Source organism: Pectobacterium parmentieri (assembly GCF_001742145.1).
GTDB classification, from domain to species: Bacteria; Pseudomonadota; Gammaproteobacteria; order Enterobacterales; family Enterobacteriaceae; genus Pectobacterium; species Pectobacterium parmentieri.
This window is the reverse complement of record NZ_CP015749.1, coordinates 1,783,932-1,809,167: the sequence shown is the minus strand read 5'-3', so window position 1 is coordinate 1,809,167 and position 25,236 is coordinate 1,783,932. Positions and strand designations below refer to the sequence as shown.

General features: G+C 48.4%; 37 protein-coding genes and 2 pseudogenes. 25 read left to right on the top strand and 14 right to left on the bottom strand.

The annotated features are described in order from the left end of the window. Window positions 1–33: 33 nt before the first annotated feature. Window positions 34–1,287, top strand: coding sequence for an NADP-dependent isocitrate dehydrogenase (gene icd / locus A8F97_RS08100; RefSeq protein ID WP_005968922.1), 1,254 nt, complete (start codon window positions 34–36; stop codon window positions 1,285–1,287). 137 nt (window positions 1,288–1,424) lie between these two features. On the opposite strand, the gene A8F97_RS08095 is transcribed toward icd, so the two are convergent. The 11 genes from A8F97_RS08095 to A8F97_RS08050 form a co-directional block, all read right to left on the bottom strand. Next, window positions 1,425–2,564 carry a phage integrase Arm DNA-binding domain-containing protein gene (locus A8F97_RS08095; protein WP_033071414.1) on the bottom strand — a complete coding sequence of 380 codons (1,140 nt, stop codon included), beginning with the start codon at window positions 2,562–2,564 and terminating at the stop codon, window positions 1,425–1,427. Next, entirely contained in the window at window positions 2,554–2,790 is a 237-nt protein-coding gene (locus A8F97_RS08090) for an excisionase (protein ID WP_033071415.1), read from the bottom strand. Before A8F97_RS08090 ends, A8F97_RS08095 begins: the two co-directional genes overlap by 11 nt. Window positions 2,791–2,868: 78 nt before the next feature. Beyond that, entirely contained in the window at window positions 2,869–3,108 is a 240-nt protein-coding gene (locus A8F97_RS08085; protein WP_033071416.1) for a hypothetical protein, read from the bottom strand. 228 nt (window positions 3,109–3,336) lie between these two features. Beyond that, window positions 3,337–4,143: a hypothetical protein gene (locus A8F97_RS08080; RefSeq protein ID WP_033071417.1), complete on the bottom strand. Its 807-nt coding sequence runs from the start codon at window positions 4,141–4,143 to the stop codon at window positions 3,337–3,339. A 16-nt stretch (window positions 4,144–4,159) separates the two neighbouring features. Then, window positions 4,160–4,582, bottom strand: a complete 423-nt coding sequence (locus A8F97_RS08075; protein WP_033071418.1) for a hypothetical protein — start codon at window positions 4,580–4,582, stop codon at window positions 4,160–4,162. After that, window positions 4,579–5,718 carry a hypothetical protein gene (locus tag A8F97_RS08070; protein ID WP_033071419.1) on the bottom strand — a complete coding sequence of 380 codons (1,140 nt, stop codon included), beginning with the start codon at window positions 5,716–5,718 and terminating at the stop codon, window positions 4,579–4,581. The genes A8F97_RS08075 and A8F97_RS08070 overlap by 4 nt, the downstream gene beginning before the upstream one ends. Window positions 5,719–5,756: 38 nt before the next feature. Next, on the bottom strand, window positions 5,757–7,307 hold the full coding sequence (locus A8F97_RS08065; protein WP_033071420.1) for a YqaJ viral recombinase family protein: 1,551 nt from the start codon (window positions 7,305–7,307) through the stop codon (window positions 5,757–5,759). Then, on the bottom strand, window positions 7,294–8,136 hold the full coding sequence (bet, locus tag A8F97_RS08060) for a phage recombination protein Bet (protein ID WP_033071421.1): 843 nt from the start codon (window positions 8,134–8,136) through the stop codon (window positions 7,294–7,296). The genes A8F97_RS08065 and bet overlap by 14 nt, the downstream gene beginning before the upstream one ends. A gap of 12 nt (window positions 8,137–8,148) precedes the next feature. Continuing rightward, on the bottom strand, window positions 8,149–8,295 hold the full coding sequence (locus tag A8F97_RS24345; protein ID WP_154665129.1) for a hypothetical protein: 147 nt from the start codon (window positions 8,293–8,295) through the stop codon (window positions 8,149–8,151). Between the two features lie 138 nt (window positions 8,296–8,433). Beyond that, window positions 8,434–8,769 carry a hypothetical protein gene (locus A8F97_RS08055; protein ID WP_033071422.1) on the bottom strand — a complete coding sequence of 112 codons (336 nt, stop codon included), beginning with the start codon at window positions 8,767–8,769 and terminating at the stop codon, window positions 8,434–8,436. A 76-nt stretch (window positions 8,770–8,845) separates the two neighbouring features. Continuing rightward, on the bottom strand, window positions 8,846–9,106 hold the full coding sequence (locus tag A8F97_RS08050; protein WP_033071423.1) for a KTSC domain-containing protein: 261 nt from the start codon (window positions 9,104–9,106) through the stop codon (window positions 8,846–8,848). Between the two features lie 1,068 nt (window positions 9,107–10,174). Here A8F97_RS08050 and A8F97_RS08040 point away from each other — a divergent pair. After that, window positions 10,175–10,459, top strand: a complete 285-nt coding sequence (locus A8F97_RS08040) for a hypothetical protein (protein WP_033071424.1) — start codon at window positions 10,175–10,177, stop codon at window positions 10,457–10,459. A 62-nt stretch (window positions 10,460–10,521) separates the two neighbouring features. Here A8F97_RS08040 and A8F97_RS24595 read toward each other — a convergent pair whose 3' ends face one another. The 3 genes from A8F97_RS24595 to A8F97_RS08025 are packed head-to-tail and all read right to left on the bottom strand — an operon-like array spanning window position 10,522 to window position 12,231. After that, on the bottom strand, window positions 10,522–10,821 hold the full coding sequence (locus A8F97_RS24595) for a hemolysin XhlA (RefSeq protein ID WP_227001594.1): 300 nt from the start codon (window positions 10,819–10,821) through the stop codon (window positions 10,522–10,524). A 1-nt stretch (window position 10,822) separates the two neighbouring features. Further along, window positions 10,823–11,266: a hypothetical protein gene (locus A8F97_RS08030; RefSeq protein WP_033071425.1), complete on the bottom strand. Its 444-nt coding sequence runs from the start codon at window positions 11,264–11,266 to the stop codon at window positions 10,823–10,825. Between the two features lie 44 nt (window positions 11,267–11,310). Further along, complete coding sequence (locus A8F97_RS08025) at window positions 11,311–12,231, bottom strand: phage repressor protein (RefSeq protein WP_033071426.1); 921 nt, start codon at window positions 12,229–12,231, stop codon at window positions 11,311–11,313. Window positions 12,232–12,340: 109 nt separating this feature from the next. Between A8F97_RS08025 and A8F97_RS08020 the strand changes: the two genes are divergently transcribed. The 23 genes and pseudogenes from A8F97_RS08020 (at window position 12,341) to A8F97_RS07920 (ending at window position 25,232) form a co-directional block, all read left to right on the top strand. Continuing rightward, window positions 12,341–12,586 carry a transcriptional regulator gene (locus A8F97_RS08020; RefSeq protein WP_033071427.1) on the top strand — a complete coding sequence of 82 codons (246 nt, stop codon included), beginning with the start codon at window positions 12,341–12,343 and terminating at the stop codon, window positions 12,584–12,586. 16 nt (window positions 12,587–12,602) lie between these two features. Further along, on the top strand, window positions 12,603–12,959 hold the full coding sequence (locus tag A8F97_RS08015; RefSeq protein ID WP_033071428.1) for a hypothetical protein: 357 nt from the start codon (window positions 12,603–12,605) through the stop codon (window positions 12,957–12,959). Beyond that, entirely contained in the window at window positions 12,956–13,147 is a 192-nt protein-coding gene (locus tag A8F97_RS08010) for a hypothetical protein (protein ID WP_050512651.1), read from the top strand. Before A8F97_RS08015 ends, A8F97_RS08010 begins: the two co-directional genes overlap by 4 nt. Then, on the top strand, window positions 13,125–13,298 hold the full coding sequence (locus tag A8F97_RS08005; protein ID WP_069704174.1) for a DUF4222 domain-containing protein: 174 nt from the start codon (window positions 13,125–13,127) through the stop codon (window positions 13,296–13,298). Before A8F97_RS08010 ends, A8F97_RS08005 begins: the two co-directional genes overlap by 23 nt. After that, complete coding sequence (locus tag A8F97_RS08000; RefSeq protein ID WP_050512652.1) at window positions 13,295–14,221, top strand: helix-turn-helix domain-containing protein; 927 nt, start codon at window positions 13,295–13,297, stop codon at window positions 14,219–14,221. The genes A8F97_RS08005 and A8F97_RS08000 overlap by 4 nt, the downstream gene beginning before the upstream one ends. After that, the gene (locus tag A8F97_RS07995) at window positions 14,208–15,026 is read left to right on the top strand and encodes a hypothetical protein (protein WP_033071429.1); all 819 of its coding nucleotides are present in this window, start codon (window positions 14,208–14,210) and stop codon (window positions 15,024–15,026) included. The genes A8F97_RS08000 and A8F97_RS07995 overlap by 14 nt, the downstream gene beginning before the upstream one ends. After that, window positions 15,023–15,928: pseudogene (gene rdgC, locus A8F97_RS07990) on the top strand (recombination-associated protein RdgC); the annotation flags it as partial. The gene A8F97_RS07995 and the pseudogene rdgC, both read left to right, overlap by 4 nt. A gap of 6 nt (window positions 15,929–15,934) precedes the next feature. Continuing rightward, window positions 15,935–16,165: a DNA translocase FtsK gene (locus A8F97_RS24590; RefSeq protein WP_227001615.1), complete on the top strand. Its 231-nt coding sequence runs from the start codon at window positions 15,935–15,937 to the stop codon at window positions 16,163–16,165. Beyond that, a complete protein-coding gene (locus tag A8F97_RS07985; RefSeq protein ID WP_033071431.1) occupies window positions 16,162–16,827 on the top strand; it encodes a phage N-6-adenine-methyltransferase in 666 nt (221 codons plus the stop codon). Before A8F97_RS24590 ends, A8F97_RS07985 begins: the two co-directional genes overlap by 4 nt. Next, window positions 16,824–17,471: a DUF1367 family protein gene (locus tag A8F97_RS07980; protein WP_033071432.1), complete on the top strand. Its 648-nt coding sequence runs from the start codon at window positions 16,824–16,826 to the stop codon at window positions 17,469–17,471. Before A8F97_RS07985 ends, A8F97_RS07980 begins: the two co-directional genes overlap by 4 nt. 2 nt (window positions 17,472–17,473) lie before the next feature. Next, window positions 17,474–17,782 carry a DUF1364 domain-containing protein gene (locus A8F97_RS07975; RefSeq protein ID WP_033071433.1) on the top strand — a complete coding sequence of 103 codons (309 nt, stop codon included), beginning with the start codon at window positions 17,474–17,476 and terminating at the stop codon, window positions 17,780–17,782. Between the two features lie 46 nt (window positions 17,783–17,828). Beyond that, entirely contained in the window at window positions 17,829–18,698 is an 870-nt protein-coding gene (locus A8F97_RS07970) for a methyltransferase domain-containing protein (RefSeq protein ID WP_033071434.1), read from the top strand. A 220-nt stretch (window positions 18,699–18,918) separates the two neighbouring features. Continuing rightward, window positions 18,919–19,683, top strand: a complete 765-nt coding sequence (locus tag A8F97_RS07965; protein WP_033071435.1) for a BRO-N domain-containing protein — start codon at window positions 18,919–18,921, stop codon at window positions 19,681–19,683. An 89-nt stretch (window positions 19,684–19,772) separates the two neighbouring features. Beyond that, window positions 19,773–20,582, top strand: a complete 810-nt coding sequence (locus A8F97_RS07960) for a TIGR02642 family protein (RefSeq protein WP_033071436.1) — start codon at window positions 19,773–19,775, stop codon at window positions 20,580–20,582. A 1-nt stretch (window position 20,583) separates the two neighbouring features. Continuing rightward, window positions 20,584–20,979, top strand: coding sequence for a DUF6979 family protein (locus A8F97_RS07955; RefSeq protein WP_033071437.1), 396 nt, complete (start codon window positions 20,584–20,586; stop codon window positions 20,977–20,979). A 140-nt stretch (window positions 20,980–21,119) separates the two neighbouring features. Then, window positions 21,120–21,713: an N-acetylmuramidase family protein gene (locus A8F97_RS07950; RefSeq protein WP_033071438.1), complete on the top strand. Its 594-nt coding sequence runs from the start codon at window positions 21,120–21,122 to the stop codon at window positions 21,711–21,713. Then, window positions 21,713–22,033: a hypothetical protein gene (locus A8F97_RS07945; RefSeq protein WP_015840528.1), complete on the top strand. Its 321-nt coding sequence runs from the start codon at window positions 21,713–21,715 to the stop codon at window positions 22,031–22,033. Before A8F97_RS07950 ends, A8F97_RS07945 begins: the two co-directional genes overlap by 1 nt. Beyond that, complete coding sequence (locus A8F97_RS07940) at window positions 22,030–22,272, top strand: hypothetical protein (RefSeq protein ID WP_033071439.1); 243 nt, start codon at window positions 22,030–22,032, stop codon at window positions 22,270–22,272. The genes A8F97_RS07945 and A8F97_RS07940 overlap by 4 nt, the downstream gene beginning before the upstream one ends. Window positions 22,273–22,356: 84 nt before the next feature. Beyond that, on the top strand, window positions 22,357–22,899 hold the full coding sequence (locus A8F97_RS07935) for a hypothetical protein (protein ID WP_082218618.1): 543 nt from the start codon (window positions 22,357–22,359) through the stop codon (window positions 22,897–22,899). A 116-nt stretch (window positions 22,900–23,015) separates the two neighbouring features. Continuing rightward, window positions 23,016–23,336, top strand: a complete 321-nt coding sequence (locus A8F97_RS07930) for a hypothetical protein (protein ID WP_033071440.1) — start codon at window positions 23,016–23,018, stop codon at window positions 23,334–23,336. 71 nt (window positions 23,337–23,407) lie between these two features. Next, a pseudogene (locus A8F97_RS07925) lies at window positions 23,408–23,770 on the top strand (Gp49 family protein); the annotation flags it as partial. Between the two features lie 270 nt (window positions 23,771–24,040). Further along, window positions 24,041–24,298 carry a RyR domain-containing protein gene (locus A8F97_RS23105; protein ID WP_082218651.1) on the top strand — a complete coding sequence of 86 codons (258 nt, stop codon included), beginning with the start codon at window positions 24,041–24,043 and terminating at the stop codon, window positions 24,296–24,298. Between the two features lie 64 nt (window positions 24,299–24,362). Next, the gene (locus A8F97_RS07920; protein ID WP_033071441.1) at window positions 24,363–25,232 is read left to right on the top strand and encodes a hypothetical protein; all 870 of its coding nucleotides are present in this window, start codon (window positions 24,363–24,365) and stop codon (window positions 25,230–25,232) included. Window positions 25,233–25,236 lie beyond the last annotated feature (4 nt).

Here is a 25,236-nt window from a genome sequence, read left to right as displayed (position 1 = left end):
TCATTAACAAAATTGCGCTCGAAGGAGAGGTTAATGGAAAGCAAAGTAGTTGTACCGACAGAAGGTCAGAAAATCACGGTTGATGCTCAAGGCAAACTGGTTGTTCCGAATAATCCAGTTATCCCGTTTATCGAAGGTGACGGCATTGGTATCGATGTAACGCCTGCTATGATCAACGTAGTAGACGCCGCTGTGAAGAAAGCCTATCAGGGCAAGCGCGCGATTTCCTGGATGGAAATCTATACGGGTGAGAAATCCACGCAAGTTTACGGTAAAGATGTTTGGTTGCCGGATGAAACACTGGATTTGATCCGTGAATACCGTGTGGCGATTAAGGGCCCGCTGACAACGCCAGTTGGTGGTGGTATTCGTTCTCTGAACGTTGCGCTGCGCCAACAGTTGGATCTGTACGTTTGCCTGCGTCCGGTACGCTACTACGAAGGTACACCTAGCCCGGTTAAACAGCCTGAGCTGACTGACATGGTGATCTTCCGCGAAAACGCCGAAGACATTTATGCCGGTATTGAGTGGAAAGCGGGTTCTGCTGAAGCAGACAAAGTGATCAAATTCCTGCGTGAAGAAATGGGCGTTAGTAAAATCCGTTTCCCTGAGCAGTGTGGTATCGGCGTCAAGCCGTGCTCTGAAGAAGGGACCAAACGCCTGGTTCGCGCTGCGATCGAGTACGCGATTACCAACGACCGTGATTCCCTCACGCTGGTGCATAAAGGCAACATCATGAAATTCACCGAAGGCGCGTTTAAAGACTGGGGTTACCAGTTGGCGCGTGAAGAATTCGGCGGTGAACTGATCGATGGCGGTCCGTGGGTGAAGATTAAGAACCCGAACACCGGCAAAGATATCGTGGTAAAAGACGTGATCGCTGACGCATTCCTGCAACAAATCCTGCTGCGCCCTGCTGAATATGACGTGATCGCCTGTATGAACCTGAACGGTGACTATATTTCTGATGCACTGGCGGCACAGGTTGGCGGTATCGGTATTGCTCCGGGTGCAAACATCGGTGACGAATGCGCACTGTTTGAAGCCACGCACGGTACGGCACCGAAATATGCTGGTCAGGATAAAGTGAACCCAGGTTCCGTTATTCTGTCTGCTGAAATGATGCTGCGTCACCTGCAATGGTTCGAAGCGGCTGACCTGATTGTTAAGGGCGTTGAAGGCGCGATCAAGAACAAGACCGTGACTTACGATTTCGAACGTCTGATGGAAGGCGCTACGCTGCGTAAATGTAGCGAGTTTGCGCAGGACATCATCGATAACATGTAATCTTACTGTTATCACATTGATCGGCGGGGGCGCTTTGCTCTCGCTGATTTTTAACATCGGAAAAAGGCATTCAGTAAAATCTCAGTAAAATCCCTCAGTAAAATAGAGTGAAAAACAACCTGTCTGATAATGGGTTCTCATCCTGCTTTAATCTGAATTGTTAACCAATCTTTACCGCGGTCGTCGTTGTAGCTATCTGTCTGCTGCTGTGATTTATGCCCCAGAAGCATTCGAGTATCGACGTCACCTTGTTCCCTATAAAGCCGCTCTGCTAATGACCGCTGTTCGTGAAATGTCGGTGGTGTACCGTTTTCCCACACAAGTGCCGTCTTATCTCTGGCTGCACTGAATCGCATCGTAATTGTTCTGGATGCCACGGCAGCGCCACGCTCTGCTTGCGAGGTGGAACGAAAGAAGTGAACCAGATGAGGACTGACAACGTAATCTCGGCACCGTGCAATGACATCGCGCAGCGTCCATCCTGTGGCATTGGATTTCAGTGACAGTGGAATAGCAACCCGGACACCCGTTTTCTCTTGAACAACATGTAGGTGATCATCCCAGATATCTGAAAATTTCATGTTGGCAATATCACCTAAGCGCTGAGCTGTCACCAGCGCCAGTAACATGGCGTTCCCCATGTATTGATGTTGAGCATTGGCCACGTCAAAAATGGCCCGCCATTCATCCAGATCCAAACGCTGGCGTTGAATTCTTTTACGTGGCTGCTTGGTGGCAAGCGCAGGGTTATAACCAGGGGGAACTTCACCAGCATGCTGCGCCTCTTTGAAAACATCAATGAGGACGGAGCGAACTACCTGGGCCATGCGTGATTGTCCGTTAGCTTTGTAGTCATCCAAAATTTCCGCAATATCTTTAGCCCCTACCTCCGTGAGTAATTTCATTCCTGCGTGCTGATTAAATAAGGATGCGGGTTTATTGCGCTGTTTGTGGGTATTGGGCTTGATGTCGCCAGATTTCAATCTCTCGTCTTGAATCGCTTTATATTTTTCCAACCAACCGCTTACTGTTATACCTTTTCCTGAAATTGCCAGAGTACGCTCCCGGATAGCAAATGCCTGTTTCACCTGCTGTTCGCTAATTCGTAGGTTGGCTTCTATTGCGATTGCGGTAGCGTCAGCCTCATTTGTTCCAAGTCCGTGCCTTTTACCCGTTAAAGGGTGTTTATATTGCCAATAAACCCGCTTGGTTCGCGGGTCGGTAAAACAAAATAGATTTTGTACTTTGATGTTATGTTTCCGAGGTCTACCGGCCATCTGAAAGAATCCTTTTCAGTAGTGGGTTATCTGATTTATTTATTGTGGGTTCGGAGATCATGCCGATAAAACGCGCATCTTGTTCCACCATCCATTTACGCCCGACTTTTTTCGGTGGTGGGGAAATCATGTTGTGCTTGGCATAGTGATATAGTGTGTTATTCGATGGTTTTTCATCACCGAATTCTTCTATTGCCCACACTTTGAGTAAAAGCATTCGCGCCATTGGTCAGTCCTTATAAAAGGCGTGCCAAAGACACGCCCGTATTCTGGTCGTTTGGTCTGGGTAAGGAAGGGGCTTTGGTTAGTAGAAGGTCCAGTTTTCCGTTTCGGCGTTATGGCCGAAGTGGTATTCGATCTGCGGGGAGGACAAATCCAGCTTTTTCATTTCTTCAACAACGGTAGTGATAATGGCGATATCCTGATTTAACCGTCTCAGATGATATTTTTTTCGACGTAGCAGGCTTTCTAACGCAAGCTGTTGTGATGGGAAGGCAAAAGAGCGCTCTGATGATTTTGCGACTTTCTTGATCGCGTATCGCATACTTTTCTTTTTCCATCCGTCGAGCCACCGCGCCTTGTCCCTATCGATGTCATAAACCTTAGCCCAGTGAGCAGGGCACCGAAAGGCATAACTATTGGTCTGGTGAAAGGCAATATATTGCTCGGCGATAACTTCAATTCCCGCTTCCTGAACGGTTTCAAAATATCGTCAGTAAGGGGATAGCCGCATCACAGAACAGACGCGGCTATGTTATGGAGATATCAGCGATCAGTAATCGCCGGGGTAATACACCTCGTCAGCGTCGTCCTGATCGAGCACTAACAAGCTGTCACCGTAGTAAAGCGCTGCGACCAGCTTTTCAAAGCGGGTATAGAAAGCGATAACTTTCTTACCGAGAATATCGCCGTCACATTTCCCTGAATACAGGCCGTAACATTTGATCCCGTCGTGTGTAATTTCTTTTTTCTGTCCGTTTTCATATTCGACGGCTTCAGAAAAATAAAGGTTGTTACTAAATTCAAAGGGATGCGTTTTACGTTTGGTGCTCGACCAACTCCGTTCTTCAAACTGCTCTTTCTCTAATCCTACGCGGAAGCCACCGTACTCACTGTATTCCATCAGTACTTCAGGGCGTTGCCATCCTTCCTGAGCTGCTGCTTCCTGATGGTCTTCAATAAACGCAGCCCACAGATCGGACGCTTTAATGAATTTTGGGATCTGCTTTTCAGTGATGAACGCAGTGACCTTTTTGCGCATCTCCGTCACTAACTGGTCAGATACTGCTTCTTGCTCCCACTGCGTTGCCAGCTCTTTTAACAGCAGAAGGTTATAGCGTGGCAGATCTACGACATCGGTAATATTGGCGGGGAGGGCAGATTGCAGCGCACGCCTAACGGCATCGGGGAATGTGCCCCAACTGAACGTATCGTTGATGGCCTTTTCATACAGTTTGGCGACATGTTCACGAAGCATTGCCTGATACGCATCGGATTTTTCAAACGCGGCACAGTGAGCGGCGATATCGACCGCAAGGCTTGCAGCGTTCACGGTTACTTCAGTGGTGTTATTGGTCATTGGTCAGTCCTTATTTTCACATTTCTTTTGTTAAGCGATCCAATATCACCGCTTTAGATGGCAACGGCAGTTGCTGAGCCAGTTGCCATTGTTTGCGCTGAATTTGGGTTTTGTGCGTCAGCAGTTTACGGATATCGCCAACCGGGATACTGGTATCTTTGGCGATCACGTTTTCGTTGATGCCGCGGCGGTGCAACTGATAGATGCTGAGCATGATGGATGACGAGTAATGACGACGTGCGCCAATACGCGGCGTTACTGGTTTCTGTTTCTGAGGATCATAGCCCGTGTAAATGGGTTTAGGTTCCGGTTTATACGGTTCCCCCACGCGTATTGATGATCGGGTTCGCATTCGGTAAATGATGACTGGCAGCCAGTTACATTTGTCGTCTTCTGGCTTAAACAGCACGCCAACAGGGTTCAATTTTTCTTCCATCATGCCGCCTCGTTCTGTTTTTGTGCCAATTCCCAATCCTTTACTAGCCCCATGCACTTCGCATGTACCTGACGGGCAGTACTGATCCCAAAACCTTTCACTTTCTCGGCCAGCGCATCCGGTGTGCGGCGAACCACATCAAACATCGAGTGAATGCCCGCTGCGCTGAGTAGGTCGAGGTGTTGCTCTTTCAACGGAAGCGAACCGGCCAGCACGGATTCCGCCCATTCAGCACGCCGAACTAAGTGAGGATGCGTTGCTTCCAGCAGCTCACGAATACGTGCGGTAATGGCTTCCGTTAAGCCATCCGGCCATGAGTCTCTGAAGTTTTCTACGGTGGGGTAGATTGGTGCCGCCCATTCCGACACTGACACGATCATGCAGATACCGATGGTGCTGCGGATCTCAAGGTGCCAGTCGATATCGTTCAGGATTTTTACGTCATACTCAGGGGAATAAAGCTGTAATCCCCATTGGAAGGTGTAGAAATAGAACTGCACGCCGTTGGCGGCCTGCCAATAGCGTTGCTCAACGTCACCATCAGCACGCTGTAGGCGTGCCCTCATATCCGCGATCGCGTGATTCAACTCATCGTTGAGCTGAACCATCGTTGATAGCTTGCTGGTTTTATCAGCCGCTTCCTTCTTCAACCGACGAATTTCAGCCAGTTGCTGATCGCGTAGCGTGCGACTGTCGTTCAAGTCGTTTTTTACGCGTGCCAGTTGTGCTTTAAGGCGCTCAGGGTTGAGGGATTTCAACTGGTTCAACTCGGTTGCCAACATCCCTTTTTCGGTGATGGCCAGCTTATATTTTGCAGTGACGCTATCGCGCTCGGCAGTGGCTTCGGCGGCTACCAGTTCTGCACTTTCAACACGTTCCTGAACCTGTGTCAGCGCTAATGCTTTGGTGGTCAGGTCGTTTTCGGCAGCCTCCAGCCGGTCAATAATGGCGTTGTAATAATCGACTTCTTTATTCAGTTGCTCGATGCACAGGGTCTGTACTTGATCTAATAAAACCGTCGCGCTTTCGACGGAGCGCTGAACGATCCCCGTGGTTTGTTCGATAGCTAAATCGAGTTGCGCCCGAACGGGGCGCAGGGAAGACTCCAACACGCCAGCGGCGGTTGTCGTGGTTGTCATAATGATTTCCTGATGTTATCCCCAGTAAGGGGGAAGAATTAATTACGGAGGGTGAATGAGCGGACGAGATTGTTGGCGACGGCATCCAGTAATTTTTTAGCTGTTGCCTTGGTGATCTTAATTTCAACACTAGCCAAATCTACCAGCAGCAAATCCAGTAGCCATTTAAGGTCAGGCTGCGTTGCGGCAGGTTGAGAGGCTTCGCCCAGCTTTTCCGGCCAGTTGACGGTGCCTGGTGGATAGAGAGGTGTGCGAGCTACTTGTGTAAGAGGCTCGGTTACCGTTTGCTGTGCCTGCAAGCGTTCTTCTTCCAATTTTTTCTGGTTAGAAACACGCTGCTCGATCAATAAACTAATATGATCTGGGCTATTACCAACGAGCTGGTTCAGATCGGCAAACAGGTTTTTATACTCTGGCGGCACAGCATCAAATAGCTTTAGATTGTCACGGTACTGTGTGGCTATTTGATTCGCCTCGACCTTTGCCCGAGCCAATTCGTCGTTTGCTGCACCGTGCAGAGAAACTAGCGTTTTCTTGCCCTTAATCACACTGACGAAATCCGCAGGGACTGGCGGGAGTCGGACAACTGCCAGATCAGCATTCAGCACATTGATGTGCTGCGCCAAATCCTCTTTTGCTTTGCTAATAATCTCTGCGCGGATCTCGTCTTTACGTGATTTTACCAGCCGCGTGATCTCCAGCCGTTTGCCGCGCATTTCCTCGCGTAGGGTATCGATGGTGCGGAATAGCTGATCAATCTGCACCGTTTGCGAAAGCGCCTGCTGCTTAATCAGATCCAGCTCTTTTTCTGCTTTATCACAGAATTTGGCCGTTTCTTCCGCATCAGCAAAATCCTGATCGGTGGTCAGATTGGTGTTGATGGCACGGATAAAGGCCAACGCCTTCCCTTCATAAACTGCCAGGTTGGACTGCTTCACTGTTCCTTCAATTTCAACCAGTAACGCAGGCAGACGCATAATCGCTTTACCCTGTGGTAATTCGTTAATAACAGGAGCGGCATAGTTATTCAGATCCTGTTCAAACTGTTCCCATCCAGCGAGTAGGGCAGCAGCACGCCCGGCGACGGGAAGGTATTCCGTCCAGGCGAAATTGTCTTCCGTGCCATCGGATACCACAAAAATGGCGCGTCTGGCCTCACTGACCAGCAGTTGCTGTTCTAACTGCCAGTAATACTCAGACGGCAGGTCGTGATTGTTAACGTGTTCGGCTAATGATGCGTTCCACATCTTATGTTCAAACACGGTATCTTCCATCATGGTGATACCGTCGAATGACGCCAGTAAGCGCTCATCGTCAGAAACGGCTGTTGCGGGGAAGAGTTCGTCGCCGATAATCCCTTCGACGATGCAGCGCGCGGCGGCTTCGTACTCATGGCCTTTATCGAACAGATTTTTCTGCACCCACTCGCTCACTTCGCGTTCGGTTCCGGTCGCTTTCATGCGCAGCAACTCATCGCGGCGCATTTTGCTGGAAGCCGCCATCATCACGGGGGCTTCGCTGGCGGTGAAATGTTTGGCACGCAGTGCGTGCCATGCGTCTGTGCCCTGTTGGACATTAATGATTTGCATGAGGTGGCTCCAGATCGCGGATCGCGAGGATTTGTTCTTCGGAAAGGGTGTATTTGCTGCTGGCGGTAGCGATAATTTGCTGCGCGGTTTTCTTGCCACTTTCCATCAGTTGTTGCCAGGCGGTCAGATTGGCGGAGAAACGCTCTTGTGGGTAATAGGGAATTGCCAATGTTTCAGATGTTGCTGCCTTTGGCGTAATATCCCGGGCATTGTTGTAATCCAGATCCTTGCCTTCCATTTCTTCCGCCGTGGGCTGCTGGCCGATTTCAGGCCATGCCTTACGCAACGCCTGAGCCTCTGCACATTTTGCTAATTGCGCATAAGGGCGGCGTTTCCACATGGCATTGGGGGCTTTGGTGTCTTTGCTGGCGGTGGCGTAGTTCTCCAGCCAATACTCTTTGGCGCTGAACTCCACGATGTGACCGTCAGGCATCAGCTTATAGACGGTGTATTTGCACCAGGCAGGAAAGGTGATTTCGACTTCATTCAGCTTATGAATCGTATCAGGTCCGAACTCTGGTTCTTTTGCGCCGGCGTAACTGCCTGAGCGGTCGGCTTGAATGCGATATAGGCCAATGCCAGGCATGACCACATCACGCCACCCATACTGCCCTGATTGAGCATCTTTAACGTTCATGGGCACGAGATGAACGGGTTTCATCAGCGGATCGAGGCTACGGGCGTGGCAGTAATTCACTGCCAGAATGATGGATTCTTCTTTGGCTCCCGGAAAAACGCTGCTTTTCAGCGCGCTCCAGGTCGGCTCATCAATGCCGAGACTTGCCATCGTCGGCGGCAACGCCGAGTTGGCAACAGTGTTGTTGGTCATGGTCAGTCCTTATTACAGAATTAATGACAAAACAGAAAACGCAGCCGCGATGACGACGATCGGGAATATCAGGCCATTTGTCTGCTGTGGATGTTGGTGAATATTGTGGCTACCGACGCGGTGGCGGTACTGGATATGTTTAACGGAGGTCGAGGGCATGGTATGCTCCTTGGCGATCGGGTTGGTCCCCGATCAACTGCTAATGACTATGGTCATTGGTCAGTCCTTATGGTCAACGGTTTGGTCGCTGTTGACCGGGATAGCCCCGGTGCAAACTGGGGCTTTTCTCTTTTTGGGCTACCAGAGAAATTCATCGGGTACGCTGTTCTCTTCAACGTCCAGTTCGCTGATGCGCTCAGTCGCTGCCGTCATGAAAAACAACCTTTCCTGAAACTCGCCCAAACACTCAGCCATTTCCGGCGATTCGATTAATCGAAGAATTGGCCGTTTCTCAATACCAGAAACACACTCGGATACGATGAGCTGCTTCAGGCGATCGGTAAAATTTCCGTTTTGGCGCAGTAATTCGATACGTTCTTCCAGTACCGCCTTTTCCCTAGGGTTGGTATGCAGCTTGTGCTCATACCGTTCAAGCCGTTCCTCCCGCATTCGTTGGTAGTTGTATTCGTTCATCGGAAACCTCGCTTTTTGCCAATAAACTTACTCATGCGCCCTGAATGAGCAGGGCACATGGTGAAAGCCTACTGAGTTACTCTTCGGTCTTTTCCTCGTTGATGCGCTGATAAGGGAAGCGATCGGTGTGAGGTTTGATGTTGCGATAGAAGTGGCTACCGACTGAATCAGCACCGGAGAACGCAGCGAAGTCGTCGGTTTTCACGTTGCTGTAGTGATACAGGCTGCCCGGCGCGTCGCCACGACCGTTGAAACGAATGGCCAGCGTGTTGGTTACTGGGTCGTGACCGATGCTGTGGATCTGAGATGATTTAACGGGGGTCATGCTGATGGTCATTGGTGAGTCCTTATCGAAAGAAATAAAAAAGCCACCCGAAGGTGGCCGTGGTTGCCCTGGTGAGGCGTAAAACTCGCTTTTCAGGCGAAAAAAAAGCCCACCGAAGTGAGCTTGAGTTAGGTATTTAGTAAACGCCGCGTGGCATTTTGCTGTTGCCGCGTATTTTCTGACGTCCGACTGCTGAGTAGCCAACGTAACGATCTGGATCGCTACCGTCGTTGGTTTTAACTGAACACAATTTTTTAGGTTGGGCAGGGTGGTCTGTAATTGAATGGCAACTCACAGCAGCCTGAACTGCTCTTGTTACGCGGTCACTTTTTCGCTGAGTGATACGCTGAAGGTTCTCTACGCACTGGCGCGCATTTGCAGTGCGGCGTTTTTTACGTGGCTTGGTCATTGGTCAGTCCTTATGGTTTGCTTTGGTGGTTTAGTGGCGGGCGCTGAACTCCGCATTAGGGGTTTGCGATGAGAGAATCCACCCAAATCTTCTCCTATCATCGCAATGAGTGAATCAGCCTTCACATTCACCACACCCCAAAGAAAACCAGCCACACTCTCGCAGTGGCCGCGCTCATGCCTTTGAGTTTCTGCCGCTCAATCGCCGCTAATAACCGGTGCTCGTTTGGCGGTCGAGCTGCTCTACCGGTGCGCTTGATCCAAGTTAACCCTGACCAGTGCGCTCTCAGCTTTTTACCTGAGACTGGCTCCCTCAACCGAGATTCGGGGCAGCGTCATTACTGCTGCGTTGGCACTACTTGCCGCGGCCTATCCGCGCTGTTACTTCATCTTGATATCCTCCAATGTTGATAACGCTCATGTTTAGCCGTAGCCGTCGCACCGGTACATGCAGACCGTTGGTATGTGCAACTTAACCTGGTTTTTAAAGAGCGTATCCGCTTGGGATGAAATAAATATAACCAAAGCTATTTTGAGTGTAAATAGCTTTGGTTGTTTTTGCGTGGTTTATTGACGTTTGCTATTGAACAAAAAGGATATTTATTTTTTACCTGTCCGATGTATAAACTTCACTTCGATGAACTTGTGGCTTTATGAACTTAAGGAAGAGTTATGATTTTTGTCCGTTCAGAAAACATAAAAAGTAATAATTGGTCAGGGAATATCGCGTGGGGATACTGCGGGGTAGGAGGAACATTTGGGCATCTTGCTATTGTGATCATGGTTTTCTATGGAGTTTATGCCGCCCATATTGGTATGGGATTCTGGCGTCTGGCGCGGAAGCTGTCAGAGGTTAAGACGTTCCTGCTGCGATGTCTGGCTGCTGTTTGTGTGATGGCTGGCATATCGGCGATCTTTAACGGGCTGGCTTTAGTGTTCGCGCTACTACTTGTCTAAGATTCAGAAAGAAAACCCAGCGTGAACTGGGCTGGAGCAGATAATGATTTTTACAGGGCAATTCAGAATATAAATCGCGCAACGGCAAGAGAAATGGCCGCAGTGGCAATGATTGTCGCTGCTAACCACTTAGTTTGCTTGCCAATTTCTTCATGTAAATCGGCTTTTGTTGCGTAATTTGATTTGATTACTGCGATATCTGTGCGCAGGTCTGACATAATGCCTTCGAGTTTTTCAACGCGTTTTTCTAACATGTCATCACCTCCACCACTTCCACCATCATGAAATGAATTATGGGGGGAATGTGTACCAGAATCAACATTACGCTTCTTTGCGTCACCGATGTTAAATACTTGAGCCATGTTATTCCCCATCCTTGACTAAAACATGAAAATAACTGCTATAACAATCAATTACATCGCCTTTTTTAACGCCATCATCATCAACCTCAAAGAGCTTTATTCTTATTTCATATGTTCCTGATTTGTGAAATTTGACGTCTTTGACATGCATAGATGATAAGAGTATCACTTGACTATCATCAATATAATTAACTTTCAGATTTTCATAGTGGCCATCTGAGTCACCTTCGTCGAGGCTGATAATTTTACCGTCCAGCAATATATCAATGAACGTGAAAATGCGGAGATCAACGGATATCATTAATCCTACTGTTACAACGACGGTATGTTCACTGCCTTTTTCAATACCTGCAATCAACGGATCTGGAATGTACCCTTGTTCACTAGGCTCATCTGGTTGTAGAAGTGTAGGATAAGCAAAACATATTTTATTTATATCGTTCATGATTTTGTCTCGTTTCATCCGTTATTGGGTTCGCTAGTTTTCTGTTATATCAACACCGAATACCAAAAAACCCGCCCGATAATCTCCAGTTCGGATTCGTAGGCTTCTTCATCGGCATCGCGGTTAAAACTGTGAATCACTACAATGCCACCCGGCTTGCGGTAAAGCTGTTTAATGCGCTTCAGCTTATCGTTGCCGCCACCTTCCTGAGCGATAGCGTAAATCTTACCGTCAACGATGCGCTTGTTATTGGTGTCTACCGCGACAGTCGTACCATCAGGGATCATCGGCTCCATGCTGTCACCTGTCACGGGGAAGCAGAGAACACCGGAACCGTCGGTATTAGCGCCAACCTTGCGTAAGGTTGATTTGGAAAAGCGGAGCTTAAAGCCGTTGTAGTCGTCGTCCTGAATGCGCCCGTCGCCACAGGCAAACTCAATATCCCTAAGAAAAGGCACTTCTACTTCATCCTCTGATAACGCAGTGTTGCTGTCCCAGGCTGCGACTGTGCCCCATTCTGATTTGGGGGGAATTGAAGATTCCCGCATGAGATCTAGGTACCCAATTGGCATTCCATAATCATGCTCAAGCCGCCTTGCGGCTTTTTCTCCGAAAGATGCTTTCCCATTAATTAATTGGGAAATATAGCTTTTTTCCTCTTCTGGGATCGTTCTCCCTGAAAACCATTCTTTGAGGCGAATGCGTCTGATTTCTTTCGTATCCTTAAAAGCATTTTGAAGAGAATCATCAGCCCGCATCGGTTCTTCGCCGCTAGATAACCATTCTGGCCGGACATTAAGAACTTTTGATATTTCTAGCAATTTCCGAGGGTTCTGGGTCTTACCAGTGGTCATTTTCCATACGCTTGGCTGTTTAATGCCAATAGCTTCCGCAAGGGTTGGTTGATTAACCCCTGATTCCCGCATGGCTAAGTTCAGCCTGTCTGCAAAAGTCTCTTTTTTCATAGGTATAAAGTTATAGCTGTAGCTATTTTTAGTCAAATAGCTATGGTTATTTACTTTCTGAATAGCTTTGGTTATTCTTTATCGTGGATTAAAACTAGAGGTTTTATTTATGTCTACCAGAGCTATCTCCGAAGCCATTGAGCTTATCGGTAGCCAGCAGAAGTTAGCTACAGCCTGCGGCGTAAAGCAGCCCACTGTTTGGGCGTGGCTGCATGGAAAGAAGAAGGTATCTGCTGAAAACGCCAAACGCATTGAAATTGCAACAAATGGCATTGTTCCAGCGTATCTGGTTCGCCCAGATCTGCCACATCTATTCCCGCACCCTGACCAGGTGCAGAGTTGGAAAAAACAGTAACACCAAGGACTGACCAATGACCACAATACGTCAACCTGCCGCACCAACGGCAGGGGCCGCGATCGCTTCTGGCGTTCGCAAGGAGTTGCTTTCCCGCAAGAAAGTGGGCAAGGCTGGCTTGCCGTTCCACGTTGTGCGGGAAGACCAGATCAAAACTCGCTGGACTGAAAGCGAAGCCGCCACCATCAAAAGTGTGGCTGGCGCTATGTCATCAAATCCCGCCGTTGAAACCAACACCGCCGCTATTCGTGGCTTTCTGGCTATGTTCGCTGAATCTCCAGACATGTTGGCGCATGTTCATGCCGAACTGAAGGCCGCAGGTCTGTCGATTCCCGACTGGTTACCGCCGTTGCCGGAAGGGGCTACGCGATGAATCAAACGCAAGGTATCGAAATGATTGCCGACATCGTCGGTAAAAAACTTGATATAGCCGGGGATGAAACTCGGCGTTTGGCAATCATAGGGGCTTTGTCCGGTATGGCGCAGGCATTTTATTCCCGCCAACAGCCTCCAGCAGAAATGCACACGGCAGGCGATCATGACACATGTTCAGTCGCTTGATCGGCGCTATCGAGATCAGCGCGGCGTGATTGTGCATGTCATAGGGTATGACCGCGCTAACAAGCAGGTGATTTTTATGCGTTCTGGCTATGAGCATGAGTGCAGCCAGCCGCTGTGGAAATTTCAAAAATATTATACGGAGGTCAAATGAGCAGCAAGTTAACCGGCCACGTATGGGAAGCGTGTGCCGCCAATGGCATCAAAAATACAAAACTTCTGATCATGGTGCGTTTGGCTGATTACTCGAATGATGACGGTATCAGTTATCCCAGTGTGGAAACCATTGCCCGACAGTTAGGGGCAGGGGAAAGTACCATTCGTGGCGCAATAGCAGAGCTGGAAGAGGCGGGGTGGCTGTACCGAGAAGGGCGCCGTAAAGGTAACCGTAATTCTTCCAACCTGTACTACCTGAACGCTGAACGATTGGAAGAAGTTGCCTTACAGGAAATCGCCAAAGTTAAAGCAGCCAGACTGGCTAAACGGGTATCAAATCCTCACCCTCCAGAATCTGACGGTTCAAAATCTGACCCTCTGGAATCTGGAGGTTCAAACGGTTTTCACCCTCCAGAATCTGGCGATAAAGCGTGTTTTGACCCTCCAGAATCTGGAGGCGATCCACAAGTAAATTCAACACATGATCCACAAGTAAATTCAAAACATGAATCACAAGGTATGCCCGCGCGAAAAATCGCGCTGAAATCACCGCTGGCTGAATTCGATTTTTCTGCTTTCCCGACATTGCCCAGCGAACAGGTCTGGGGGGATTACGTGAAGCACCGCAAAGCCAAACGTGCCCCGATCACGCAAACCGTCGTGAATATTCTCGGCCAAGAGTTGACGAAAGCCGCTAACGCTGGTTGGACGGTTGATCAGGCGTTGGGTGAAGCGATGGCCGCAGGTTGGCAGGGGCTGAAGTTTGAATGGCTGGCGAATCGTAATCAGTCTGTGCGCGGTGTTGTACCGCTGAACAAGCAGGAAGCGCTTGAAGCCCGCAATGCGCAGGCGTTTGACGAGTGGCTACAGGAGGAAGCTCAGGCGTTGGAGAATCGGGGGGATATTGATGGTCGCTACTGACGAACGCACTGATTTAGCGGTGAAGCGCGAGTTTGCTGAGCTGCTGAAAGCGACACTGGCCGTGTACGGCAAGGATTCATCGAAAGCCGTGATCCGCCTGTACTGGAATGCTGTCGGTTCATTCGACATCGGACTGATTCGGCAGGCGCTCAGCCAGTGGATCACCGATCCCGAGCAGGGGCGCTACGCACCAAAACCCGCCGATATTATTCGCAACATCCAGCGTCTCACCGGCCGCCCGTCGTGGGTTAGCGCTAATGAGGCGTGGGCAATCGCGCTGCCTGCACAGGATGAGGCTAACACGCTGATTTGGACAGCGGAGATCGCTCAGGCATGGCGTGTAGCTGAACCTATTTTCACTGATGGCGATCGCGTTGGGGCACGAATGGCGTTTATTGCTGCCTACGAACGCCTTGTTGCGACCGCTCAGTCTTCTGGCGTCTTGCCGCAGTGGACGGTTTCGGAAGGCTGGGACAAAGGGGCTGTGAAAGGTGCGGTAGAACAGGCTGTTAACGCAGGGTTATTACCTGCACCGGATGCTACGCGATATTTATCCCCGCCTGCCAGCTTGCCCCCGCCAAAGGTGGACAGAGGAAAGCGGGATGGGATGTTGGCAAAAATTCAGGCATTCGCCGGGATATTGCTGGATCAGAAAGAACAACGGGAGACACAGGAACGGCACGAAAGGGAGGAGCGAAGAGCACTAGCAAACAAGGAGTTAGATAAGCGCTACCAAGATGAATTACGCCGTGCTGCTGACCACAGCACAACTGATGAAAACCAAGCAATAAGGGCTGACCAATGAGTATGACGTTTAAAAATGCACTGATTTATCGCCTGAATAGCGATGTGATGTTTGATGAGCTGGAAAAGAAACTGGCTCCGTTTGCGTTCACCCCATGCGGTAGCCAGGACAGAGCAAAAACGGGCTGGATATCGCCTATTTGTCCGCTGCTCGATGTGCTTTCTCACCAGGCTAACGGGCAGATCATGCTTACGTTGCAGCGCGAAGAAAAGATCCTGCCTGCACCCGTGATTGCGCGTGAGCTGGCCGCCAAAATCGACAGCATGGAAACCGTGCAGCGGCGCCGTCTGAAGAAAACCGAGAAAGACGCGCTGAAGGATGAAGTTATCCAAACGCTCCTGCCGCGTGCGTTCAGTAAATACCATACCACCAAGATTTGGATTAACGCAGGGGCTGGGCTGATCATCGTTGATGCCGCCAGCGGCAAAAAAGCGGAAGATGCTCTGGCGCTGCTGCGTAAAACGCTTGGATCGCTGCCCGTTGTGCCGCTGATGCTGGAAACGCCCATTGAACTGACGCTGACCGAGTGGGTTCGCAACGGTAAAGCGCCGGCGGGTTTTGTTTTGCAGGAAGAGGCCGAGTTAAAAGCCGTGTTGGAAGAAGGCGGCATTCTGCGCAGCAAGCATCAGGATCTGACCAGTGATGAAATCACCAATCATATCGACGCAGGCAAACTGGTCACCAAGCTGGCGCTGGAATGGCGCGAACGCATCAGTTTTGTGCTGGCCGATGATGGCAGCCTGAAAAAGCTGAAATTCTCCGACTCTTTACTCGAGCAGAATGACGATATCGATCGTGCAGATGAGGTCGCGCGTTTTGACGCCGATTTCGTGTTGCTGACAGGGGAATTGTCGGCGCTGATCCGTGAACTGGTGGCAGCGCTGAGTGGTGAAAATAAGCGTGGGGATGTGGTGGAAGCCACCGTTACTGGTAGCGAAGATTTGGATAAAGATCCGCTATACGACGACGCCGTGAAATTTCTCACTGGCAAATCGGAAGGGTCAATTTCTCAGCTACAGCGCCATTTCCGCATCGGCTACAACCGCGCAGCCAGGCTGATAGAAGCACTTGAGAATGACGGTGCCATTTCCACACCTGCGTATAACGGCATTCGGAAAGTGATCGGGGTGGTGGCATGATCGATTTCTCCGAAACCGAATATGTATCTTCCTTGTTGTGCCAGAAGTCAGAATCAGCACACCTGCTGAGAGACGTCGGTGACCAATGGCGCACACCTGATCCGCTTTTCTGGGGCATCAATGCGATGTTTGGCCCGCTTGTTCTCGATCTGTTTACCGATGGCGAAAATAGCAAATGTCCGGCGTTTTACACGGCAGAGGACAATGCGCTGGCGCAGGATTGGGCAGCGCGGTTAGCAGAATTAAACGGTGCCGCATTCGCTAACCCTCCGTACAGCACAGCGAAAATGCATGAGGGTGAATATATCACCGGCATGCGTCACATCATGGCCCACACAGCCAAAATGAGGGAGTGCGGCGGGCGCTATGTTTTCCTCATTAAGTCGGCCACGTCTGAAGTGTGGTGGCCGGAGCAGGCCGATCACGTTGCATTCATCCGTGGACGTATCGGCTTTGACGTCCCCACCTGGTTCAAGCCTAAAGACGATAAGCAAATTCCCAGCAGCGCAGGCTTTGGTGCGGCAATTGCCGTGTTTGATAAGGAATGGCGAGGTTCGGCTATCAGCTACATTCAACGGGAAAAACTGCTGGCGACGGGGGAAGCGTTTTTAGCGCAGATCCAGCGTGAGGCGGGGCGACTGATAAGTAGAGAGGCCGCATGACAACAGCTATCCGCACCAAATCACCGAAAAAGCATAAAACCGAAGCACTGGGCGTTCTACTGCCTGGCGGCGGCATCAAATACTGTACCGATCATGATCGTGACGTAATGAAAGGGGTGCCAATCGGCACCCCGATCTCGCTCACACCTATCGGCGACCGGCGCAATATCAAACACCACCGTAAATTCTGGGCGTTGCTGGATCTGGGGTTTTCGTATTGGGAACCAGAATGGGCATTTGTCAGCAGATCAGAGTCATGGATAGCCCAAGAGGTTGCCAAAGAGCTGGCGCAGGAAGCAGGTAATCTATCGCTCTATGAAAACGTGACGAAAGGCATTGCAGGGCGGGTATTAGAAAAAGTGGCCGCCCAGCGCCGCCAGCGCTTTGATCCTGAGGCAGTTAAAACCAAAGATGCCTACCTGAATCACGTCATGGTAAAAGCCGGATTCTATGACCTAGCTCCTAATCCTGATGGCGGTACGCTTAAACAGCGCTGGAGCATCGCATTCGTCAACATGGGGCAAGAGAAATTCGACAAGGTTTATCGTGGTGTATTTGGCGTGATCTGGAATGAGACGTTGAGCCAGTATTTTGCTGATGAATATGAAATGGAAAACGCAGTTAGCCAACTGATGAGCTTTTGATTATGATAAGAAAATCTCCTGCTTTCAGAAGCAAAGTGTTACGTGAGTCTGCCCGAGGGCAGGCTTGCACCTTGCAGATCCCTGGCATCTGTAACGGTAATCCCGAAACAACGGTATTGTGTCATCTTCCAAGTCCCACGCATGGTATGGGATATAAAGGCGATGACTTCTGGGCTGTATACGGCTGCTCATCTTGCCACGATGTGATTGATGGGCGCGTGCTGTATGACTGGCGGGCGGGGGAGAAAGAAGAAGTATTGCTTCAGGCGCTGTATTTGACATTCAGATGGACTGCCATGGTTAAAAATTAATCTAAAGTTAAAGGTCTGATAATAATTTTCCATAAAGGAGATCTATATGACAGGTTTCAATGGTGATGTTAAAAAATTTGTTAACGATGCAATGGATGAATACTGTAACCAGTGGAAAGTTAATTCAGAAGGGATTAAAAAATGTGATGGATACAAGTGGATGTCAAGTTTTTTAAATGAAGCAAAGTTTGTTCTCGAAATTGGTTGTGGTGCCGGCTTGTCTACAAAACAGTTGCTTGCTGATGGGCATAAAGTCATTTCTATTGATGAAAATCCTAAATGTCTTGAAACCGCTAAAGGTAATCTTGAAGATGCGGGATTTAAGGTGTTACTTGTTCTTCGTGGAAAAATAACAAAGGAAAGGTATAAAAAATCTAATGGAGCTATTGAGTATACAATAAAATATTTTAATGATTTTTTTGAGGTGATTAATGAAGATGAATATGATGCTATACTAATTGAAAGTGATGTATGGGATTATTCACTTTTAAGCGAGTGGTTGAAACCCAAAGAAATAGATGCTGTGATTTGTTGGCTAATAGGTTCACATGGCGCCAGGTCATTCAATAAGATTCTAATAAATAACGGGAATCCTAAGTCAGGACATCATTATCGTATACTTACACAAAATAAAGTTTATGAACTGGCTGATGCTATTTTAGGAAAAGATGGAATGCTACATATTGTAGACAGAGGTGCTTTGGTTAACGAGGATGAAGAGAAAAAAATTAGGCAATGTCACGAAGAGCAAGCAAGTGTAACTTCGATGAAAATAACAACTATTGATAGCGTGTTATATCGTGAAAGTAATGAGGATGGTGCAATGAAAATGATCAATGAAGACATATATACTAATAAAGTAAACCAAGTTGAAGGTGATACATATCTCATTTCTGTTCTCTCTAAGAAGGGTTGAGTAAAATAATCATATCAGATGTTTTCTGGCACTTCCTCGCGGCGGGTATGGTGGCCTGTGGATTGAGATGAAAGCTAAGGGCGGTAAGTTATCGACTCAGCAAGAGATTTGGATCAAAAAAAACCTCAGCCGTGGGGTATAAAACTCAGGTATGCTTTGGTTATGAACATGCTATCCGCAGCATAGCTAACTATTTTAATAAATAAAATGGAATGTTTATATGAAAGAAAATAAAAATCTAATGTCTATCTGTTATGAGGGAACCTCTGGTTCTATAGATATAAGGACATGCTATATAGATGAAATTCTTTATTTTTCTTTAAAAGATATTTTTATTGTATTAAACAAAGAGAATAGAGAGTTAGGGGAGGTTAACCCTACAAAGTTCATTCCTAATTTGATCAAAGGTCAAATAAATGATCTTGATTCCGATGAATATAAAAATATTCCAGTTAATAATGGAAGATTCGATGAGGAAACAGAGGTTTTTGTCACTCAGCCAGGTCTGAATAGGATAATGGGTAATGACAAATCTAAAGCGGGAAGGCGATTTCAACGTTGGCTTTATCATGAAGTAGTACCATCGTTAACCAAGCATGGAGTATACCCACCGCCAGTGACAGCTCAGGGGTCGGCGCTGACAAAAATGGCTGAAGTTGTTGTGCAAAATGCTATAGCTGTAGCGGAGCTTTTTAGACAGAATGATGAGCTGTCTAGAAAAGTGGAAAATGTAGATTCAAGGTTGTCTAAACTAGAAGGTAATTCTGACGAACCGCACATAATGACAGTAAGGAAATTTTTTGATAAGCAAGAATTATTTTTATCTGAGAAGACAGAGTTTGATATCGTACTTTGGTGTGAAAATTTAGCTTTAAGCTATGGGAAGTCACAAAGAAAATGTCCATCAGGGGATAGATTGAAGACCAAGTTTTATCAAATAATAATTGAAGAAGCTAAAGACTTGGTTGAAAAGGCACGGGGCTAATTTAGCCCACGTTGTAAATTGTAATATTGTTGCTCTCTGTAAACTAAATCATACAATCAGCCTGATGATATCATTTCAGGACTGACCAAATGACCATAGCCATAGAACAACTTATCAAGATGCACGATCCGCATTGTATGAGTATTGAATCACTGAACATAGGGCGCGGGCAAGGCATTCTTTCCAAAGATCAGATCGTTGGCGCGTTTGCTACAGCTCAACATCGCCATTCCGTTGGCTTTGATTTGTTAATGACAAAATACCGCCACGATAGCCAGGCAGAACAGCGTATTCGAGATGCTATTTCTAACTGGGTAAAAACTCGAACTCACCTCATGCACTCGGACTCTGCCTGTCAGTTGGCGCTAAGTATGGTGCTTGATCGCAATCTGCCCGCGCAAATCGATCATATCGCTGGGCTACTACGCAGATACGGCGCTAAAGCGGCGCAGTCGCGCAAGAATACCAATGCATTGCGTGCAGAGATAAAGCAGCTTGAAAGGCAGCGCTGTCGCGAAAAGGTGAGCCACGCCGATTACATTAGCGCGGGGATCGAAATCACCGAACTTAACGAGCGAATAAGTCATGAACGTAAAGCGCTGCGGGAATGGTCGGATCTCCAGGCGGCACAATTAAATGTCTGCCCACGTTGTAGCGGAACAGGAAAAACGCAGCGCCCTGTCATTACCGTCTGTAACGAGTGTGGTGGTAATGGGCATATTGTGGCGACGTTCGAACATCTGCGTAAATCATTGGCTATCATAGGGGCTGTGATATCTGCTGGTGAATGGCCGAAATATTTGGATCTGGTTAAGAGTTGCATGCGCTGGTTGTATGTTGAAGAGTCTCAGGCGGTTAGCACCCTCAGCACTAAAATTTATGATGAAATGGAGGCATGACATGGGGATTTATGGTGAAACAGCCGTTGCTGTAGCGAGTAATTTTATTTATGGGCAATCGCCGCAAGAGTGTTGGGAACATGAAATAACTCATTTCACTAGCAGTAAAGAAAGCAGGAAAAAAGGTTGTCCCAAATCTGCATTTCTTGGGTTATGTCAGGATGGTTATATAAAAGATATCCCGAAAGGGAATTATTTACCGCCAGACAGTCCAAATAAAGAATACGCCGTAGCGGCTGCTGAAAGGTTATTAAGTGAACCAACCAGAAAATATTCTAAATCTGATTTATGGAAAAAAGCGACGGAACACTTTGATGAAGCCGCAAAAAATCAAAATGGTCAAATGGATGTTGTTCTGGCATTAAAAGACGCCGGATTACTACAGAAACCCGATTGACCTGCCCGCCCATACGCGCTAAATTCGCGAAAGATACCGGAGTATGCCTTAAAAAGCTGCTCCGGTTTTTTATTGGTCAGTCCTCAAGCCTGCATGGTTCGCCCAGCAGGCTTTTTTATTTCCTGCATATAGAGCGTGTTATGTCCAAAATTCTCACCCTTTTAGATTACCGGGTCGCCGCGAGTGGTTTGGGGGTTCCGGTTGCCACGATTAAAGCTGTGACCGAAGTAGAAAGTAGCGGCAGCGGATTTCTATCGGATGGTCGGGTAAAAGTGCAATATGAACCGCATGTTATGTATCAGCAACTGACGAAACATTTCGGCGGTGCTCGGGCAAATACCGAATTAGCGAAACATCCCGATCTGGTAGCGCGTAAACCGGGCAGTTACCAATCCCTAGATAAAGAAGATAAAGATATGGATCGGGCTGCGACTGTTATTGATCGCGGCTGCGCGTTGCAATCTGCATCGTGGGGAGCATTTCAGATCATGGGTTACCACTGGAAAACTTGCGGCTACCCGACATTACAAGCTTTCATTAACGCCCAATACATGGCAGCCGGGCAACTCGATTCGTTCGTGCGCTTTATTAAAGCGGATAACAAACTGCTATCGGCGCTGAAAAGTCGTGATTGGGCAACCTTCGCCCGAATTTACAACGGTCCAGCGTATGCCAAAAATCGCTATGACACCAAACTTGAGAGTGCATATGCCAAGTACCAGGGGGCTGTGTAATGGAATGGCTATCCCGACTGTGGGAGCAATTTCAATGGGCGGTAGCCGGGCTCATTGGTGCACTGATATCTGTACCATTCCAGAGCGACTTAAGAACGGCACGCGGGATCGCGATCTTCGTTTTCACGGGTAGCGCCTGCGCCCACTACCTGACAGGCATTGTTGGCGATTATTTCAATATCAATCCTTCGTCGGCTGGCGGCATTGGCTTTCTTCTGGGGGCGTTCGGCGGTTCGCTGATTGCTGCCGTTATCAAGGCCATTGAAGCTGCCGATCTGTGGGGGCTTATCCGATCCCGATTTGGTGGAGGTGCCCAATGATTTTCACCATCGCCTACGTCACCATTCTTCTGTGGGCTGGGTGGTGCGTGTTCAGTGATCACGTTAAAGATGGGGTAATCGGCAAACTCATGTATTCGGCACTTTCTATTTCGTGCATGGGGGCGCTGATTGGTGGAAGTGGATCAGATAGACAGGCCGATAGCATTATTTTGCTATGTATTGCGATGGTAGGCATTCGGCACTTTGTCCTAAAACAGCTTAATTTGTCTAAAAAATAGTCTTTCTGATGCCGTTTTGGCAACGCTACGTGAAATCTGAATTCCTCCCCTTCATCAATCTGTCCACTTTCTAACAGAGAAACCATGTTAACCACGAAAATGAAAGCGCTGCTGTTATACGGCGGGTTGGCTGCTGCGTTCGGCGCAGGTTGGTATGTGCAGGGATTGCGGTGGGATACGGATATTGCGCAGCGGGATAAGCAGCAATCGAAAGATATCAGCGCCAGCCAGCAAGCGGTTATCGCCGGACAGTCGCTTCAGTTTCATCACTACAACGAAATCGCCAGGCAGGCGAATCAGTATGCCATCACCATCAAGGGTAAATCCGATGAAAAACAGATTATTTACCGAACAGTTATCAAACATCATCCTGCTAGTCGTGAGTGTGTGCCTGATGATGTCGCTACTGGGCTGCTCGACTACGCGCACAGTCTACGTGCCAGCGCAATGCGTGCCACTGCCGGCGGAGCTGACACAACCGGTTCTGGTGCCGCTACCACCGAGTGCAGACTAACGTATGGGCAGGCGGTATATTGGATTGATCCGTTGCTGGCGACACTAGACAGAGCGCTAAATCAGTTGGCGGGGATACGGGAAATAGACTCCCAAAAAGATGATAATAAATAACACATTACTGAGCGTTAAATTTATTTTCTCGGAAAAGACACTTTTTTTGCTGAAACACTTCGGCCTCTTTTTTCATGTGGTAGCGTAGTTATATACCAACTAACAAAGAGACTGATATGACAACAAAACTTTCTGCATCACAAAAAATTATCGAAATGGATGATAAATATACCGCTTCAGTGGCCTTATGCGCCGTTGGTATTTATGCAGCAATTAAAACTTATGAAAATGAATCTTATGTAGCATGTGCACTGGTAATCCTTTGTACAGTGATTCGCGCCTGTGCTTTGGGCCATGTAGTAATTGCCGATTTACAGAGCTTTGTGCCAAAAAGCAGCTCGTGGTATCAAAATATTCAGTTGTTGTTGATGCTTCTTGTGACTGAATTCGGCTTGATACTTGCCTTTGGCCTTGCTTTTACTGGATTATTTAAATAAGACTTTTGATATTCAATATATAGCCTCAGCATCCGCTGGGGCTTTTTTTCGTCCTAACAAAAGGTAATCCCATGACACAAGTCACTGATCAACACATTGAGAAAGAGATTCAGGCGAAGGGCTTAACCGCGCCGCGTGTTACACCTGACCACATTGAAGGCATTATTGTTGCTGAGCACTTTTTTTCAGCAGCAGAAGGGTTGGGGGGCGCTTGTGATGGTCACAAACTCCTTAACCCGATTAACGGAAATCTTCACCTGCTGACCTTCTGCGTCCTGGTATTGCGTAATGGCTTTACCGTCACTGGCGAATCAGCCTGCGCATCACCTGAAAACTTCGACCCTGAGATTGGCCGTAAGATTGCACGCCAGAATGCGGTTAACAAAATCTGGCAGTTGGAAGGCTATTTGCTTAAACAGCGCCTTTATGAGCAATCGCTTTCGGAGCCGTTGCCCGATGATGTTGAATCTACCACCTTGCCTCGTGACCAGTGCGTGAAAATCAATGGTATCCCGTTTTCCCTGCTGGAGGAGGTTAAGGCAATTACAGGTAAAGGCGGAACAGCACTGGCGTTTGAAAATCTGCCGGGTGTCGGTGTGGGTAATTCCGAGGCCGAAGACAGAGGATATAGCATTGACCTGATTGCCAGAATATCTCACGAAATCAACCGCGCCTACTGCGCAGCCCTAGGAGATGGTAGTCAAATGTCGTGGGACGATGCACCAGATTGGCAGAAAGATAGTGCTCGCCTCGGCGTAGAATTCCATCTCAATGGTGAGCACGGCCCAGAAGCGTCACATAATAGTTGGTTGGCTCAGAAACAGGCTGAAGGTTGGGTATATGGGCCAGTGAAAGACGCCGAGAAGAAAGAACACCCGTGCTTTGTCCCGTATGACCAGCTTCCTAAAGAGCAGCAGGTGAAAGATTACCTGTTTCGCGCTGTAGTCCACGCATTCAAGTGATTCATCAGGCATTCCAGAGTCACTTCCCAGAGGTGGCTCGATAATGCTTACTCAGTAGGACGCTATGGCAAAGTACGATTGGAAAAAGCTACTGGCCGATTATGCCGCTGCATATTTAGCAACGGGAATCTCCCCAGTAGAGTGGTGCGCTCAGAATGACGTACCGTATAGCTCTGCGAAGCGTCACATCACGATAAAGGCTGCGACGGATTTTATTAAACAGAATTCGCAAACTCTCTGTTCGCAAGAAAGTGATTCGCACATTCGCAAAGAGAAAAGCGCGAATCGCAAAAGCGAGAAAAAGCGCGGTAATTCTGGTGATAATGACACTCAGGAATCAGCAAACACAGATGCTACCAGCAGCGAGGCCTCAGCACACGAAACGAAAAGGCACGGCAGGGATTCCAGTGGTCGCTTTACTGAGGGAAACCCCGGCAATACGGGCGTGCCGACAAACGCATTTCCGCGCGGTAATCAATTCGCCAGAACACATGGTGCTTATGCTAAATATCTGGATGCCGATGAACTGTTCGATGCAGCTAAGGATTCCGATCTGCGGGATGAGCTGATTTTCACCCGCGCGCGTGCATTATCAGTGACGAAAACGCTGAACAAAATCATGGAGGATTTGCAGAACGCGGAATCGGTCGAAGCGCGTATCGAGCTTTACGATAAGTTCATCAAGGCCGAGCAAGGGCTTGATCGCAACATTGCCCGGATTGAGTCGATCGAGAACAGCCTGAGTAAATTACAGCTGGATGCGGTGAATATTCCGCGCCTGAGTGCTGACACGCTGCGTATTAAGGCGGCTACCGCCAAGCTGAAAGCGGAGACAGAGAAGTTAACGGCGGAAAGCAAGGATGTGACGACGCCGCTAACCGATGTGGTGCGTGATATTCATGCTATGCCGGATGATGGAATGCTGGCGCAATGACGAC